Origin of the sequence: Sodalis sp. RH15, from assembly GCF_047324255.1 — a bacterium.
In the GTDB taxonomy this organism is placed as follows: domain Bacteria; phylum Pseudomonadota; class Gammaproteobacteria; order Enterobacterales; family Enterobacteriaceae; genus Acerihabitans; species Acerihabitans ligni.
Genome location: NZ_CP178738.1, coordinates 1,183,354 through 1,197,882, shown reverse-complemented (window position 1 = coordinate 1,197,882; position 14,529 = coordinate 1,183,354). Strand labels below are relative to the sequence as shown.

At 55.8% G+C, this 14,529-nt stretch carries 14 protein-coding genes; 10 read left to right on the top strand and 4 right to left on the bottom strand.

Features of this window, described 5'->3' with window-relative positions; genetic code table 11:
• The first annotated feature begins 350 nt into the window (after positions 1-350).
• Together rhaS and rhaR are read left to right on the top strand one after the other, a co-directional pair.
• Complete coding sequence (rhaS, locus tag ACL2XO_RS05650; protein ID WP_413742365.1) at positions 351-1,178, top strand: HTH-type transcriptional activator RhaS; 828 nt, start codon at positions 351-353, stop codon at positions 1,176-1,178.
• A gap of 107 nt (positions 1,179-1,285) precedes the next feature.
• Positions 1,286-2,149, top strand: coding sequence for an HTH-type transcriptional activator RhaR (gene rhaR / locus ACL2XO_RS05645; RefSeq protein WP_413742364.1), 864 nt, complete (start codon positions 1,286-1,288; stop codon positions 2,147-2,149).
• A gap of 311 nt (positions 2,150-2,460) precedes the next feature.
• Here rhaR and ACL2XO_RS05640 read toward each other — a convergent pair whose 3' ends face one another.
• Positions 2,461-3,444 carry a type IV pilus twitching motility protein PilT gene (locus ACL2XO_RS05640; RefSeq protein WP_413742363.1) on the bottom strand — a complete coding sequence of 328 codons (984 nt, stop codon included), beginning with the start codon at positions 3,442-3,444 and terminating at the stop codon, positions 2,461-2,463.
• Between the two features lie 16 nt (positions 3,445-3,460).
• On the opposite strand from ACL2XO_RS05640, the gene ACL2XO_RS05635 reads away from it, so the two are divergent.
• From ACL2XO_RS05635 to hemW, 5 genes are read left to right on the top strand one after another with little or no spacing between them, the layout of a single operon-like run.
• On the top strand, positions 3,461-4,174 hold the full coding sequence (locus ACL2XO_RS05635; protein ID WP_413726598.1) for a YggS family pyridoxal phosphate-dependent enzyme: 714 nt from the start codon (positions 3,461-3,463) through the stop codon (positions 4,172-4,174).
• A gap of 20 nt (positions 4,175-4,194) precedes the next feature.
• Entirely contained in the window at positions 4,195-5,016 is an 822-nt protein-coding gene (gene proC, locus ACL2XO_RS05630; protein WP_413742362.1) for a pyrroline-5-carboxylate reductase, read from the top strand.
• 49 nt (positions 5,017-5,065) lie between these two features.
• The gene (locus tag ACL2XO_RS05625; RefSeq protein ID WP_132923397.1) at positions 5,066-5,620 is read left to right on the top strand and encodes a YggT family protein; all 555 of its coding nucleotides are present in this window, start codon (positions 5,066-5,068) and stop codon (positions 5,618-5,620) included.
• 24 nt (positions 5,621-5,644) lie between these two features.
• On the top strand, positions 5,645-6,238 hold the full coding sequence (gene rdgB, locus ACL2XO_RS05620) for an RdgB/HAM1 family non-canonical purine NTP pyrophosphatase (protein ID WP_413726596.1): 594 nt from the start codon (positions 5,645-5,647) through the stop codon (positions 6,236-6,238).
• A complete protein-coding gene (hemW, locus tag ACL2XO_RS05615; RefSeq protein WP_413742361.1) occupies positions 6,231-7,364 on the top strand; it encodes a radical SAM family heme chaperone HemW in 1,134 nt (377 codons plus the stop codon). The genes rdgB and hemW overlap by 8 nt, the downstream gene beginning before the upstream one ends.
• Before the next feature lie 77 nt (positions 7,365-7,441).
• Here the strand turns inward: hemW and ACL2XO_RS05610 are convergent, their stop codons facing one another.
• Positions 7,442-8,164 carry a DUF2884 domain-containing protein gene (locus tag ACL2XO_RS05610; protein WP_132923400.1) on the bottom strand — a complete coding sequence of 241 codons (723 nt, stop codon included), beginning with the start codon at positions 8,162-8,164 and terminating at the stop codon, positions 7,442-7,444.
• Between the two features lie 39 nt (positions 8,165-8,203).
• Positions 8,204-8,923, bottom strand: a complete 720-nt coding sequence (trmB, locus tag ACL2XO_RS05605) for a tRNA (guanosine(46)-N7)-methyltransferase TrmB (RefSeq protein ID WP_413742360.1) — start codon at positions 8,921-8,923, stop codon at positions 8,204-8,206.
• A gap of 170 nt (positions 8,924-9,093) precedes the next feature.
• Between trmB and mutY the strand changes: the two genes are divergently transcribed.
• The 3 genes from mutY (at position 9,094) to mltC (ending at position 11,731) form a co-directional block, all read left to right on the top strand.
• Positions 9,094-10,179 (top strand): A/G-specific adenine glycosylase, encoded by a 1,086-nt coding sequence (gene mutY / locus ACL2XO_RS05600; RefSeq protein ID WP_413742359.1) that lies wholly within the window; start codon positions 9,094-9,096, stop codon positions 10,177-10,179.
• Positions 10,180-10,181: 2 nt separating this feature from the next.
• The gene (locus tag ACL2XO_RS05595) at positions 10,182-10,454 is read left to right on the top strand and encodes an oxidative damage protection protein (RefSeq protein WP_132923403.1); all 273 of its coding nucleotides are present in this window, start codon (positions 10,182-10,184) and stop codon (positions 10,452-10,454) included.
• A gap of 206 nt (positions 10,455-10,660) precedes the next feature.
• The gene (gene mltC / locus ACL2XO_RS05590) at positions 10,661-11,731 is read left to right on the top strand and encodes a membrane-bound lytic murein transglycosylase MltC (protein WP_413742358.1); all 1,071 of its coding nucleotides are present in this window, start codon (positions 10,661-10,663) and stop codon (positions 11,729-11,731) included.
• A 211-nt stretch (positions 11,732-11,942) separates the two neighbouring features.
• Here the strand turns inward: mltC and ACL2XO_RS05585 are convergent, their stop codons facing one another.
• Positions 11,943-14,099: an ornithine decarboxylase gene (locus tag ACL2XO_RS05585; protein ID WP_413742357.1), complete on the bottom strand. Its 2,157-nt coding sequence runs from the start codon at positions 14,097-14,099 to the stop codon at positions 11,943-11,945.
• Positions 14,100-14,529 lie beyond the last annotated feature (430 nt).

Below are 14,529 nucleotides of genomic sequence, written 5' to 3'. Positions count from 1 at the left end.
GGACAGCGAGAATATTCCCCACGGCCATTACGATTATTTCTTTTATTCTATGGCTGGCAGTGTAAGAACTTTGTTCATTAATCACCTTCCGGTGAATGCCACCCCGAATGCATGGGTGGCAGAATAGCGAAGATGAATGTGAAGCAGATCACAAATATGGCAGGCAGCCAGGGTCCCTGATGTAAAAAAATATATTGTCGGCGCATCTGTGATCACCGCCGCAATTTTGATCTTACTATCACCAATCTTTAAAAAATAACCCGAATGACACTGATGCCGGTCAATAATTTAAGGTTATATTTTAGTAGCACGCCTTACTATAAAGTCCCTATAACGGTGAGGTACCGGCAATGACTTTACTCTGCGGTGAGGATTTCTTTATTTCAAAAGACGCGACGGTGGCCATTGAACCACGCTGGCCTCAGCCTGCATTCCCCGAGCACTACCACGATTTTTGGGAGATAGTCCTCGTTGAAAAGGGATCGGGTATCCATGTTCTCAACGATCAACCCTACGTGCTAGGCAGCGGAACTGTCTGTTTTATTCGTGCCGACGATCATCATCTCTTTGAAAACGTCGACGATCTGAATTTGATTAACGTGTTGTACCGTTCCCCCCACGGATTTCGCTACCTGGCCGACCTCAGTGATTTTTTGCCCTCGCGCGACCTGCCGGACGGCCAGTTGAGCTGGCAGATAAATCATGCGCAGATGCAACAGGCCAAACAGTATATCCGCGCCTTGAGCGACTTGATGGCGGACATTTCGCCGGAAAGCATTGCCGCCAGCGAAGGGCAGTTTTTGCAATTGCTTATCATGCTGCGCAACGGCTGTTTCCAAAACCGCGGCGACGGCAACCGGGAGCAGCGCTTGCAGGGTTTGTTACGCTGGTTGCAGCATAACTTTTGCAACGATATCGACTGGCTGGCCCTGGCGGAACAGTTTTCCCTGCCGCTGCGCACCCTGCATCGCCAGCTTAAGCAGCAAACCGGCATGACCCCGCAGCGCTACCTGAACCGGCTGCGCTTATTGGAAGCACGTAAGCAATTACAGCAAAGCGATAAAACCATTACCGAAATTGCCCACGCCTGCGGCTTTAGCGACAGTAATCATTTTTCCACCCAGTTCCGCCGAGAGTTTTCTTTATCCCCTAAAACGCTCCGTAACGGGGAACATTGATTTCAATGAGTTAACGGTGAATTATGGCAAATGATGCCCGGCGCAATAAATCGCTCTCGCGAACGTGCCATTATTCCCCTTTTGTGTAGGTGCCGGGGAAGGTCACGATGTCTCATCTGAAACTGGATACTACTGATTATTTCCTGTCAGATAAAAATGCAATCACCGTCGAGGATCGTCATCCGCAGCCGGCCTTCTCGACCCATACCCATGAATTCAATGAACTGGTCATCGTCTGGCGGGGCAACGGCCTGCATATCCTGAACGATGTGCCCTACACCATTACCTGCGGCGATTTGTTTTATATCAACGCCGCCGATAAACACAGCTATGAATCCGTCAATGACCTGGAGCTGGATAATATCCTGTATTGCCGCCATCGCCTGACGCTATCCTCCGACTGGGACTCCCTGCTGCCGGGGGAAAACGTCGATCAGGCCCAGCGATATTGGCGGCTGAGCACGCCGGGCATGTCGGTCCTGCGGCGGGAAGTGGATGCGCTGGCGCGGGAATGCATGAAAACCGACCCGCTGTCGATTATGCTCAGCGAAGCGCTGTTTCTCCAGGTGGCGCTGTTGCTCAAACGGTTCCGCCACTCTCCGGACAGTCTGCTGCTTTCCGATGCCGAACAGCTGGATTTGTTACTGATGGCGTTACGCGTCAGTATCAATGAGCCCTTTCGTCTGGAAGACTTTTGCCGGCAACACCAGTTGAATGCCCGCAGTTTGAAATCGCTGTTCAAACAGCAGACCGGCATTGGCGTTAACCAGTATTTACGGCAGCTAAGGCTTTGCAAAGCCATGGACCTATTGCGCCGCGGGAAACAAACCATCGGCGAGGTGGCTTCCCAATGCGGATTCGACGACAGCAATTATTTTTCCGTGGTGTTCAATCAATCCTACGGTATCTCCCCCCGGCAATATCGTCAGCGGTTTCAGAAAAAAAAACACGGCACCACGGGAAACGGTTAAGTTATTGTCATTTTTTTTGACCGTCCAATAGCCTCTTCTTTGTTGCCCTGCGGTTTTTATTCCATTCCCCTATTCTGATATTCTTAGCCAGCAACGACGTCACGCGTTTTTTTAGTTGGATATACCGGCTTAGTTATTTATTACACCATTCTTCACAATAAACGTTTTTCAAAATAAACGGCGTGTCTATAAATAGAAATATTCCTCATCGCGGTAAAAACTATATGGCAAAATTGCTCCCATCAGTTTGTTAAGATTTCATGACCCTAGCGGCCCCCTTGGTAAATCATGGAACCGTGGACAACGGGGGTCTAACCGCCGCCCCGCTGCCGAGAGTTTTGCTCAAAAGTCAACATGCCCTGTCCCTTTCCGGTCTGCAGCAGTCCCGGCAGCAGATGGGTTTTACCTTCGCGGATAAGGTTGCGCACCGCCGGCGTGGCGATCATCAGCTCAAACAGACCCATGCGGCCCCCCTGCTGCCGCGCCACCAATTGTTGCGCCATTACCGCCAGCAGGCTATCGGCCAGCATGCCGCGGGCAAAATCCTGCTCCTGGGCGCAGAACGCGTCCAGGAGCCGATTGACGGCCTGGCAGGCATGCCTGGCGTGCAGCGTCGCCAGCACCAGGTGGCCGGTTTCTGCGGCGGTGAGCGCCAAACGAACAGTGGCGGCGTCGCGCAACTCCCCCAGTAGGATAACGTCCGGATCCTCCCGCAGCGCCCCCAGCAGGCCGGCCCGGAAATTTCGGCAATGTTCGCCGATTTGCCGCTGCTGGATGAGACAGCGATCCGGCTGATGGATAAATTCCACCGGGTCTTCCAGGGTAATGATATGTTGCCGGCGGAGATGGTTAAGATGATCCACCATGGCCGCCAGCGAGCAGGATTTGCCGCTGCCGGCGGCGCCGGTCACCAGCAGCAGGCCCTGGGACCGGGCCAGCAGTTCAGTTATCTCCGGCGGCACCCCTAACGCGCAGAGCGCGGGTATCTGCGCGGGAATCAGCCTGAAGGCGGCCGAAACGCCGGTATGCTGGCGGAAAAAATGAGCGCGCAGACGCCGGCCGCCGGCCAGCGCCGTCACGCCGTCCGCCTGGCCGGACAGTGCCAGCGCGTCCCGGCCGCGGGGGCCGAGAAAGCCTTCGCACCAGCCGGTAATAATATCTTCGCCGAGGGGTGGTAGAGTCTTCAGGGAGCGCAGCTCGCCGTCGATACGAACGATGGGCGCCAAACCCGGACAAAGGTGCAGATCTGACGCATTATGCTTTACACTATGGGCCACCAGTTCATCCATATTCATACGACCTCCTGAAAACATGAGCGCTATCGAACAGAATTTACAGCAGGTAACAGCAAGAATCTCGGCTACCGCCAGGGAATGCGGCCGCGATCCCGGGGAAATTTCTTTGCTCGCGGTCAGCAAAACCAAATCTGTGGAGGCGATCGAAGAAGCCATTGCCGCCGGCCAGCGGGCTTTTGGCGAAAATTATGTGCAGGAAGGCGTCGAAAAAATCCATTATTTTCAGCAGCGGGAATTTATCCCTCCCCTGTCATGGCACTTTATCGGCCCGTTGCAATCGAATAAAAGCCGCCTGGTGGCGGAACATTTTCACTGGCTGCACACCTTGGATCGCCTGCAACTGGCACAGAGACTGAACCATCAGCGCCCGGAGGAATCGGCGCCGTTGAACGTGCTGATTCAGATAAATATCAGTGGCGAGGAGAGCAAGTCGGGTATTATGCCCGACAGGCTGCCTGAACTGGCGGCGGCGGTGGCGGAACTGCCCCGCTTGCGGCTGCGCGGACTGATGGCCATCCCGGCGGTGGAAAGCGATTATCAGCGGCAGCTGGCGGTATTTCAGCGGATGGCGTCGCTTTTTAACGGTTTACGCCGGCAATTCCCCCAGGCCGACACCCTGTCTCTGGGGATGACCGGCGATATGGCGGCGGCGATTGCGGCCGGCAGTACCCTGGTAAGAATCGGTACCGCTATTTTCGGCGCCAGGGATTACGGCGCCCCCACAGCATAATCATAATGATGAGGAAGAGCATGCAACAGCGCAAAATCGCCTTTATCGGCGCCGGCAATATGGCGCAGGCCATCATCTCCGGCCTGGTGGCGCAAGGCTATCCCGCCGAACTTATCACCGTTTGCGCGCCGACGGCCCAGCGCCGCGACGCGCTGGCGGAACGTTTTTCAGTACACGCCGTCGATGACAACACCGCTGCCGCCCAATCGGCGGATGTGGTGGTTCTGGCGGTGAAACCACAGCTGATGGCGGATGTTTGCCGCCAGCTTTTTGAGAACGTGGATTTTTCCGGCAAACTGGTGCTGTCCATCGCCGCCGGGGTAAACCTGAGCCGCTTTCGGGCGCTGCTGGGTGAATCCATAAATCTGGTGCGGATTATGCCGAACACCCCCTCGCTGGTGGGTAAAGGCATGAGCGGGCTTTACGCGCCGGAACAGGTGAGCCGGGCCGACCGCGACTTCACCGCCGGCCTGATGGGCGCGGTGGGTAAAACCTGCTGGCTGGGGAAAGAGAGCGATATCAACGGAATCATCGCCGCAGCGGGCAGCGCGCCGGCCTATTTTTTCCTGTTGATGGAAGCCATGCAGCAAGAAGCCGTCAACCAGGGATTCGACCAGGAGACGGCGGCCATGCTGGTGAGGCAGGCAGCCATCGGCGCCGCCGAACTGGCTGAAAAAAGTCCCGATACCCCCCTTGGGACATTGCGGCAAAATGTCACATCGAAAGGCGGCACCACCGCCGCGGCGCTGCGGGTGTTCGATGAACGGCAACTGTCGCAAACCGTCGCCGAGGCCATGCGGGCGGCGGTCAAGCGCGCGGAAGAAATGGAAAAATTATTCTGATACTTCGCGACTCCGTGCAATTTAACGTTATTAAGGACACTTTCTTCTTATGTTGACGCTGACGTTTTTGGTCACCACCGTGATTGATCTCTATATCATGGTGCTATTGCTGCGTATCTGGATGCAATGGGTACGTTGCGATTTTTATAATCCGTTTTCGCAATTTATCGTCAAGATAACCCAGCCGATTATCGGCCCCCTGCGCCGTATTATTCCGTCGCTGGGCCCCATTGACAGCGCGTCGCTGCTACTGGCCTATATTCTGGCCACGCTGAAATTCCCGCTGTTGATGCTGATTCAGGCCGGCGCGTTAGCGGTGGATCCGCTGAATTTGCTGGTGGGGCTGCTGACGCTGCTGAAAGCCGCCGGGCAGCTGGTGTTCTGGGTGATTATCATCCGCTCCTTGATGAGCTGGGTCAGCCAGGGCCGCAGCCCGATGGATTACGTGCTGTTTCAGCTCAGCGAACCGCTGATGGCGCCGATTCGGCGCATTATTCCGGCCATGGGCGGTATCGACTTCTCCGCCATGGTTGTTATTTTGATCCTCTATCTGCTGAACTACCTGGGGATGGATCTGTTTCAGGGGCTGTGGTATCAGCTGTAAGCGGTATCCGTAAGGACCAGGACTATGCAAAAAATCGTATTGGCCACCGGTAATGCCGGTAAAGTCGCCGAATTGGCCGGACTGCTGACGGATTTCGGCCTGGAGGTGGTGTCGCAGGCCTCGCTCGGGGTGGAGTCGGCGGAAGAAACCGGCCTGACTTTTATTGAAAATGCCCTGCTTAAAGCGCGCCATGCCGCCCGCCTCACCGGCCTGCCCGCCATTGCCGATGACTCCGGGCTGGCGGTGGACCATCTTGGCGGCGCGCCGGGAATATACTCGGCCCGCTATGCCGGCCCCGATGCCGATGACCGGCAAAATCTGGAAAAACTGTTAAACGCCCTTAAAGGCGTACCGGAACACCAGCGCGGCGCCAGCTTCCATTGCGTACTGGTCTATCTGCGCCACGCCGACGATCCCATTCCCCTGGTTTGCCACGGCGCCTGGCGCGGCGTTATCGGGCCTGATGCAGTGGGCGACGGCGGGTTCGGTTATGATCCGGTGTTCCGGATCCCCGCGCTGGATTGCAGCGCCGCCGAATTGAGCCGGACTGAGAAACAGAGCTTGTCCCATCGCGGCCAAGCCCTGGCGCTGTTGCTGGACGGCCTGCGTCATGCTTAGCTTGCCGCCTCTCAGCCTGTACATCCATATCCCCTGGTGCGTGCAGAAATGCCCCTATTGCGATTTCAATTCACATGCGCTGAAGGGCGACGTTCCCCATGAGGAGTACGTGAATCATCTGCTGGCGGATCTGGACCAGGATCTGGCCTACACCGGCGGTCGCGAAATCAGCACGATTTTTATCGGCGGCGGCACTCCCAGCCTGCTCAGCTCCGAGGCCATGCAACGCCTGCTGGATGGCGTACGCCGGCGATTGCCGGTGAACGCCTTCGCGGAAATTACCATGGAAGCCAATCCGGGCACGGTAGAGGCCGAACGTTTTCACGCCTATCATCAGGCCGGTGTAAACCGCATTTCCATCGGGGTGCAGAGCTTCAATGAAGAGAAACTGATCCGTCTGGGACGGATTCATGGCGCGCAGGAGGCCCGCGGGGCCGCCCGCCTGGCCGCCGGTCTGGGCTTGCGCAGCTTTAATCTCGATTTGATGCACGGTTTGCCCGATCAGACGCTGGAACAGGCCCTGGACGATTTGCGCCAGGCCATCGCCCTCAATCCGTCGCATCTGTCCTGGTACCAGTTGACCATCGAACCCAATACGCTGTTCGGTTCCCGTCCGCCGGTCCTGCCGGACGACGACGCCTTGTGGGATATCTTCGAGCAGGGAAACCACCTTCTCGCCGCCGCCGGTTACCGGCAATACGAAACCTCCGCTTATGCCAAACCGGGCTTTCAATGCGAGCATAACCTGAATTACTGGCGCTTCGGCGATTATCTCGGCATCGGTTGCGGCGCCCACGGCAAGCTGTCCCAGGCCGACGGCACCCTGCTGCGCACGGTCAAAACGCGCCATCCCCGTGGCTATATGCAAGGAAACTACCTGGAGAAGCGCTATGGGGTGGAACCGGCGGATTTGCCCTTTGAGTACTTCATGAACCGTTTTCGGCTCACGGAACCCACCCCACGGCAGGAGTTCAGCGCCTTTACCGGTCTGGATGAAGAAACGGTCCGTCCTGCCCTTGACCAGGCCCTGGCGGGCGGTTATATCTCCGAAGACGACAGCTGCTGGCAGGTTACCGAGAAAGGCAAACTGTTCCTGAACCCGTTACTGGAAATGTTTATGGAATAAATCACGCGACCGCCGGAACAGGCGCGTGGTTTTTAGAGTGAAACACCTGACCGCGCGGGAACGGGCGCTTTGCGGGGCTATTGCAGGGATTTCATCAAATCCCCGCGCTGCTGCTCAAGATGAGTCACCCGCTGGCAAACCTGATGACCGAACTGCTGGAAATCCTGTTCCTGGCTGTTCCACTCATTTTGAATCGCTTGCTGCAAACTCCCCAGATTGCCCATAACCGCTTGCAACGGGCTGCTGCCGGTGGCGGCTTTCATGGCTTGCTGCGTCCCCATCTCGTTCAGGCTGTCCTGCACCACGCCCCCCATGCTGTCCTGGACAATGCGACGTCCGTCCTGCTCAACCTGGGCGATGGCCTGGTGGTGGAAGGCCAGCCCTTCGGGACGGTGTTCAATAATACGGTTCATCTGCTGCTTCAATTGCCGATCCAAAGTGGTCAACCGTTCGCGCACATGACTGTCGCTACCCAACTGCTGTACGATAATCCGGTCCAGGGCAATGCGTCCCTTTTCCAGTCGGCTGCGTGCGCCCTCATCGATCCAGGGCAGTTGTTCCCGCACCGACGCCTGATAATCCGCCGCCTGGCGCCGCTGTTCGCCGTTCAGGTTCAGCGGCTGGCCGTTGCGCGCCACCTGGCCATCGGGAGTGATGGTGATATCGCCGCTGGCCCCCGCCACCCTCACCTGCTGCGAGCTGATAAAAATATCGTCCTGCGGCTTGACCGGACACTGATAATCCGCCTGAGCCTGCCATGCCGTTAACATCAATAAACCCAGCACCAATTTGCGCAACATACCTTCTCCTGAAAATCGACGGCGGTATAGCCCGCACTATCAGACCACTTTTTCGAACATTAAATCCCACACACCGTGCCCTAATCTTTGTCCGCGCTGTTCAAATTTGGTCAACGGCCTGTGTTCCGGGCGCGGCACGTAATCATTTTGTGACGAAAGATTGCGAAAATGCGCCGCCTGATTCATGACATCGAGCATATGTTCCGCATAAGGCTGCCAATCGGTGGCCATGTGGAATACGCCCCCCGCCCGCAGTTTTCGGCGCACCAGATCCACGAACGGTCCCTGTACGATACGCCGTTTATGATGCCGTGCCTTATGCCAGGGATCGGGGAAATAGAGCTGAACCAGCGCCAGGCTGTCATCGGGGATCATATTCTCCAGCACTTCCACCGCGTCATGGCACATGACCCGCAAATTATCGATACCGGATTCATTTGCACTGGACAAACAGGCGCCGACGCCGGGTAAATGTACTTCAATGCCCAGATAATCCTGATCCGGATGCGCTGCGGCGGTCTGGACCAGCGAAGCCCCCATGCCGAAACCGATTTCCAGGGTTACCGGAGCCTCCCGTCCGAACAGCGAAGAGAACGCTATCGGAATGGCCTGATAGTCCACCCCCATTGCCGGCCAGAATTTATCCACCGCCAGTTGCTGACCTTTGGTCAAACGACCCTGCCGCCGGACAAAACTGCGAATACGCCGCAGCGGACGCCCCTGCTCGTCAAACTCGGGGGAGATAACATTATTGCTCATAGTGGTTTCGTGTCGTACAAGTTGATGGGCAAACGCGCATTATGCAAAGATAACCTTGATTAGCAAGTGGTCGGCCTCAGAAAGTTCCTGTTTACAGGGTGGCAACTCTGTGCTGGAATCGCTGCCAGAAGCGTCGACCCCGAGACCCGCCAGAGAGTGAAACTCCCCAGATGATACAAGCGCAACAGTTCGCGCAGCAAGTGCTGGACTGGTACCAGCGCTTCGGCCGCAAGACCCTGCCATGGCAGTTGGAGAAAACGCCGTATAAAGTATGGCTGTCTGAAATTATGCTGCAACAAACCCAGGTTGCCACCGTTATTCCTTATTTCGAGCGTTTTTTAGCGAAATTTCCCACGGTAGGCGCGCTGGCGGCGGCGCCGCTGGACGAAGTGCTGCATCAGTGGACCGGCCTGGGCTATTACGCCCGCGGGCGCAATCTGCATAAGGCGGCCCGGCTGATAGCCTCCCGGCACAATGGCGTGTTTCCAACGAACTATGAAGATATCACGGAGCTGCCCGGTATCGGTCGCTCCACCGCCGGCGCGGTATTATCATTGGCGCTTGGCCAACATTATCCTATCCTTGATGGCAATGTGAAGCGCGTATTGGCCCGTTGTTTTGCCATTGAAGGCTGGCCGGGTAAAAAAGAGGTGGAGCAGCGGCTGTGGGCCTTAAGCGAACAGCTCACACCGGCCCGGGACGCCGGGGCATTCAACCAGGCCATGATGGACCTGGGCGCCATGGTGTGCACCCGCACCAGGCCCAAATGCGAGCTCTGCCCGCTGCATACGGGGTGCGAAGCCTATGCCGCCGGGACCTGGGCCCGCTATCCCGGCAAAAAACCCCGGCAGGTTTTGCCCGAAAAGACCGCCTGGTTTTTATTATTGCAGTCAGGCCAGCGGATTTGGCTGGAACAGCGTCCGGCCGTCGGCCTGTGGGGCGGGCTGTTTTGTTTCCCGCAGTTTTCCCGGCGGGAAGATCTGGCGCTGTGGCTTGAAAGACGCGGCATGGATATCCAACGCGGCGAGCAAATGGTGGCTTTTCGCCATACGTTCAGCCATTTTCATCTGGACATCGTCCCTCTGCGCATGGATCTTACCGATATGCAAGGTTGCATGGATGAAGGCGCCGGACTCTGGTATAACTTAGCGCAGCCACCGTCAGTGGGACTGGCCGCGCCGGTAGAACGCTTATTAAAACAAGTGGGTAAACCATGGCAACCGGCATTGCTACAGCCTGTCGCCAAAGAGGAATAACGATGAGCAGAACGATTTATTGCACCTATCTTAAACGCGAGGCCGAAGGGCAGGATTTTCAGTTGTATCCCGGCGAGTTGGGTAAACGCATCTTTGAAACCATTTCCAAAGAAGCCTGGGCGTTGTGGATGTCCAAACAGACTATGCTTATCAACGAAAAAAAACTCAGCATGATGAATCCCGCCGACCGGAAAATACTCGAACAGGAAATGGTCAAGTTCCTGTTCGAGGGCCAGGATGTGCATGTCGAAGGCTATACTCCGCCCAGCAAATGACGTTTCGACCCGTCATGCTTCATGTTGCTGGCGCGTTGGCAATACCCGGCCCCTCCATGGGCCTCGCCCCTTCGGGCCAGCGCAGGCGCTGTTCAAATCTGTTCCGGACGGATTTGTCGCTGTCTTTCTGCGGCTCGAATTCTTTAGGGTATGTTTCAGGGCGGAATTAGCCCTTATGTATTTTTCGTCCCGACACGGCATGTAAGATGAATAAAATTTTAGCTTTGCTAGTTATAGCGCCCATGTTGTTCTCGTGTTCCAGCCATAAAAATGAAGACAATGAAGCCTATGTGAAAGACACCAACGGCTTCGATATATTGATGGGGCAATTTGCCAATAACGTTGAAAACATCTGGGGCATAAATGAAGTCCTGATTGCCGGACCAAAGGATTACGTTAAATACACCGACCAATACCTAACCCGCAGTCATATCAACTTTGACGCCGGCACCATCACGGTGGAAACCATCGCCGGCACCGATCCTGCGGCGCATCTGCGGCAGGCGATTATCAGCACCCTGCTGATGGGGGACGATCCGAGCAGCACCGACCTTTACTCCGACGCCAATGATATCCAGATCAGCAAGGAACCCTTCCTGTACGGCCAGGTGGTGGATAACACCGGCCAGCCCATTCGCTGGGAGGGACGGGCCGCCAGTTTTGCCGATTATCTGCTGCAAACCCGGCTCCAGAGCCGGACTTCCGATCTGCACGTGATATGGTCGATTACCATTCAGCTCGTGCCTAACCATCTAGATAAGCGTGCCCATAAATATTTGCCGATGGTGCGTAACGCCGCGCAAAAATATGGCGTGGACGAATCCCTGATCTTGGCAATCATGCAGACTGAATCCAGCTTCAACCCTTACGCGGTCAGTCATACCGATGCCTTGGGTCTGATGCAGGTGGTTCAGCACAGCGCCGGCCGGGATGTGTTCAAAATGCAAGGCCGTTGGGGCCAGCCAAGCCGCAGCTTCCTGTTCGATCCGGAAAATAATATCGACACGGGGACCGCCTATCTGGCCCTGCTGCAGTCGAATTACCTGGCAGGCATCGCCAATCCCACCTCAAGGCGCTATGCGGTCATCACCGCCTATAACGGCGGCGCGGGCAGCGTTCTGCGGGTGTTCTCCAGCGACAAAAACCAGGCCTTCGAGCTTATCAACGAACTGCAGCCTGCGGACGTGTATGAAACCCTGACCACCAAACATCCGTCAGCCGAGTCGCGGCGTTATCTGTATAAGGTGAATACCCTGCAGAAATACTACCGGCGCTAAGGGGGAAATAAAAATACTAAAGGGCAGACTGCTGACAAACGTACTCGGAGTCAAAAAGGCGGGACAGACTGCCAGAAGAGTAAACCGTCCGCGCCAGGGACGGCGCGGATCGAGCCCCCAGGGACGGGTTCACGGCGTGTTTACGATCTGGCAGTCTGTCTCGACCGAGCACTTTGTCAACAAGCTCAGGGCCGGACAGCCGGCCCTCGGACTAACGGCTGATAACGTGGCCATAGAGGCGTTTGATGCCGTCCTCTTGCTCGATGGCGTAGACGCCCTGCAATTCCGGCGAGAAGCCGGGCAGCAGGTTCAGCCCCTCCTCCAGGGCCAGGAAATAACGCTGCGCCGCCCCGCCCCAGACTTCTCCGGGCACCACGCACAATACGCCGGGAGGATAAGGCAGCGCCCCCTCCGCGGCAACGCGCCCTTCGGCTTTGCTAATGGCGACACACTCCACTTCACCGCGCACAAAGGCGATGTTCGCTTCTTGCGGATTCATCGCCACCTGCGGCAAGCACTCCCGCCGGAACATATCCCGCTGTAGCTGCTTCACATCGAAACTGACGTATAAATCATGCATTTCCTGGCATAGCCGGCGCAGGGTATAGCCTTCATAACGATCGGTATGCTTCTCATAAATACTGGGCAGCACGTCGCACAGCGGCGCGTCTTGCTCGATATAGCGTTCAAACTGCACCAGCGCCGCCACCAGCCGCTGCATCTTTGGACGATCTTCCGCCGGCGTGAGCAGGAACAGGATTGAATTCAGATCGCATTTTTCCGGCACGATGCCCTGCTCGCGCAAATAGGTCGCCAGGATGGTGGCGGGTATACCGAACGCTGAATAATTTCCGCTCACCCGATCGATACCGGGGGTGGTCAATAATAATTTACAGGGATCGACAAAATACTGATTGTCGGTATAGCCGCTGAACGCGTGCCAGCTCTCGCCCGGTTCAAAATTGAAGAACCGCACATCCTCGGACATGACGCCGGTATCGTAATCCTGCCAGGGTCTGCCGTTGACGGTTTCAGGAATAAAGGGCCGGATAAGCCGGCATTGCGCCAGCAATTCCTTGCGCGTATCGATTCCCAATGTCACACAGTCCTGCCACAGACGCCGGCCGCTGGCGCCTTCATGCATTTTGGCGTTGATCTCCAATGCGGCGAACAAGGGATAGAAGGGACTGGTGGAGGCATGCAGCATAAACGCATTATTAAAACGCTTATGGTTACAGAATCTTTTTTGCCCTTTGATATGGGCGTCTTTTTTATGGATTTGCGAGGTCTGTGAGAATCCCGCCTGCTGTTTATGTACCGACTGGGTCACAAAAATCCCCGGATCGTGTTCGTTGAGATCCAATAAGAGCGGCGAGCATTGTTCCATTATCGGGATAAATTGTTCGTAACCCACCCAGGCGGAATCAAACAGGATGTAATCGCACAGATGCCCGATCTTGTCCACCACCTGGCGGGCATTATAGATGGTGCCGTCATAGGTACCCAGCTGGATTACCGCCAGACGGAACGGGCGCTGCTCATCGGCCCGCCACGGAGCGACTTCCGCCACCTGGCGCCGGAGATACCTCTCTTCGAAACAGTGAGCATCGATACCGCCGATTAAACCAAACGGATTACGGGCGGTTTCAAGATAGATTGGCGTCGCCCCGGCCTGGATTAGCGCGCCATGATGCACGGACTTATGATTATTACGATCGAATAGGACCAAATCCCCCCTGGTCAGCAAGGCGTTGGTCACGACCTTGTTGGCGGATGAAGTGCCGTTGAGTACAAAATAGGTCTTATCGGCATTAAACACCTTGGCGGCAAATTTCTGCGCCTCTTTGGCCGAACCCTCATGTATCAACAGATCCCCCAGCTTCACATCGGCATTGCACATATCGGCGCGAAACAGGTTTTCACCAAAAAACTCATAGAACTGACGGCCGGCGGGATGCTTACGAAAGAACTGGCCGCCCTGGTGTCCCGGGCAGGCAAAGGTACTGTTGCCCATGGCGACATATTTGGTCAGGGTATCGAAAAACGGCGGTAGCAACGTCTGTTGATAAGTATCCGCCGCGGCTTCCAAGAGGGCCGCACTCTCTTTTGAACCGTTCAATACCAGCGCTGAGGCCTCTTTCGGTAGTGCCATGCCCGCAGCCTGCGCCTGCTCATTTATCGCCACAAACGCCGGAATCGACAGCCCGGTGTTCCGCAGTATATTCAGCAACCCCGCCCGGACATCGTCCGGAGTGACCACCAATGCGGCCACATCGGTAAAATCAGTCTCGGTCAACGGCACGATTTCCCGTGCCGTCTGCAGTTGCCCGACAAGGCTGGCGCTAGCCGCGATCTTAAGTAGTTTCATGTCACCGATCCCAAAAGGTTAAGGATGAGTGTATGTGCCGGAAGGCACGTAAATGGGAGAGAAATTTCTCAACCCGCATTAACTTTCAAGGTTTTCCACTAGGAAATTCGGCATTTATGGAAGAAACCGCTGATGACGGCAGCCAATAAGCATAAGGAAAAGCAGAGGAGCCCTCTGATTTCAGTCATGCTTACAAGCTGGTCAGGGGTAACCTCACCGCATGGTGGGCGTGAGCGGGAAAGAAAAATAGGGATCGATGAGACAATAGGAGAATGCCATCAGACAAAGTTGACTGATGTGGCAGCGCAGCAGCAAGGAATTGTTCATACCTGCGGCCCCCATTGACCTTTTGGAATAATAAGAGAAATTCGGGCAATAATTGCATTTTTTTACTCTCTGTTCAAGAAAAAATCTTCAAAATAAACAAAAT

Bases quoted from the DNA above. Each gene is read 5' to 3' on its own strand.
- ACL2XO_RS05625 (WP_132923397.1), top strand. From the start codon at position 5,066: ATGTTGACGCTGACGTTTTTGGTCACCACCGTGATTGATCTCTATATC.
- proC (WP_413742362.1), top strand. From the start codon at position 4,195: ATGCAACAGCGCAAAATCGCCTTTATCGGCGCCGGCAATATGGCGCAG.
- rdgB (WP_413726596.1), top strand. From the start codon at position 5,645: ATGCAAAAAATCGTATTGGCCACCGGTAATGCCGGTAAAGTCGCCGAA.
- ACL2XO_RS05610 (WP_132923400.1), bottom strand. From the start codon at position 8,164: ATGTTGCGCAAATTGGTGCTGGGTTTATTGATGTTAACGGCATGGCAG.
- ACL2XO_RS05640 (WP_413742363.1), bottom strand. From the start codon at position 3,444: ATGAATATGGATGAACTGGTGGCCCATAGTGTAAAGCATAATGCGTCA.
- mutY (WP_413742359.1), top strand. From the start codon at position 9,094: ATGATACAAGCGCAACAGTTCGCGCAGCAAGTGCTGGACTGGTACCAG.
- ACL2XO_RS05585 (WP_413742357.1), bottom strand. From the start codon at position 14,099: ATGAAACTACTTAAGATCGCGGCTAGCGCCAGCCTTGTCGGGCAACTG.
- rhaR (WP_413742364.1), top strand. From the start codon at position 1,286: ATGTCTCATCTGAAACTGGATACTACTGATTATTTCCTGTCAGATAAA.
- rhaS (WP_413742365.1), top strand. From the start codon at position 351: ATGACTTTACTCTGCGGTGAGGATTTCTTTATTTCAAAAGACGCGACG.
- mltC (WP_413742358.1), top strand. From the start codon at position 10,661: ATGAATAAAATTTTAGCTTTGCTAGTTATAGCGCCCATGTTGTTCTCG.
- ACL2XO_RS05635 (WP_413726598.1), top strand. From the start codon at position 3,461: ATGAGCGCTATCGAACAGAATTTACAGCAGGTAACAGCAAGAATCTCG.
- hemW (WP_413742361.1), top strand. From the start codon at position 6,231: ATGCTTAGCTTGCCGCCTCTCAGCCTGTACATCCATATCCCCTGGTGC.
- trmB (WP_413742360.1), bottom strand. From the start codon at position 8,923: ATGAGCAATAATGTTATCTCCCCCGAGTTTGACGAGCAGGGGCGTCCG.
- ACL2XO_RS05595 (WP_132923403.1), top strand. From the start codon at position 10,182: ATGAGCAGAACGATTTATTGCACCTATCTTAAACGCGAGGCCGAAGGG.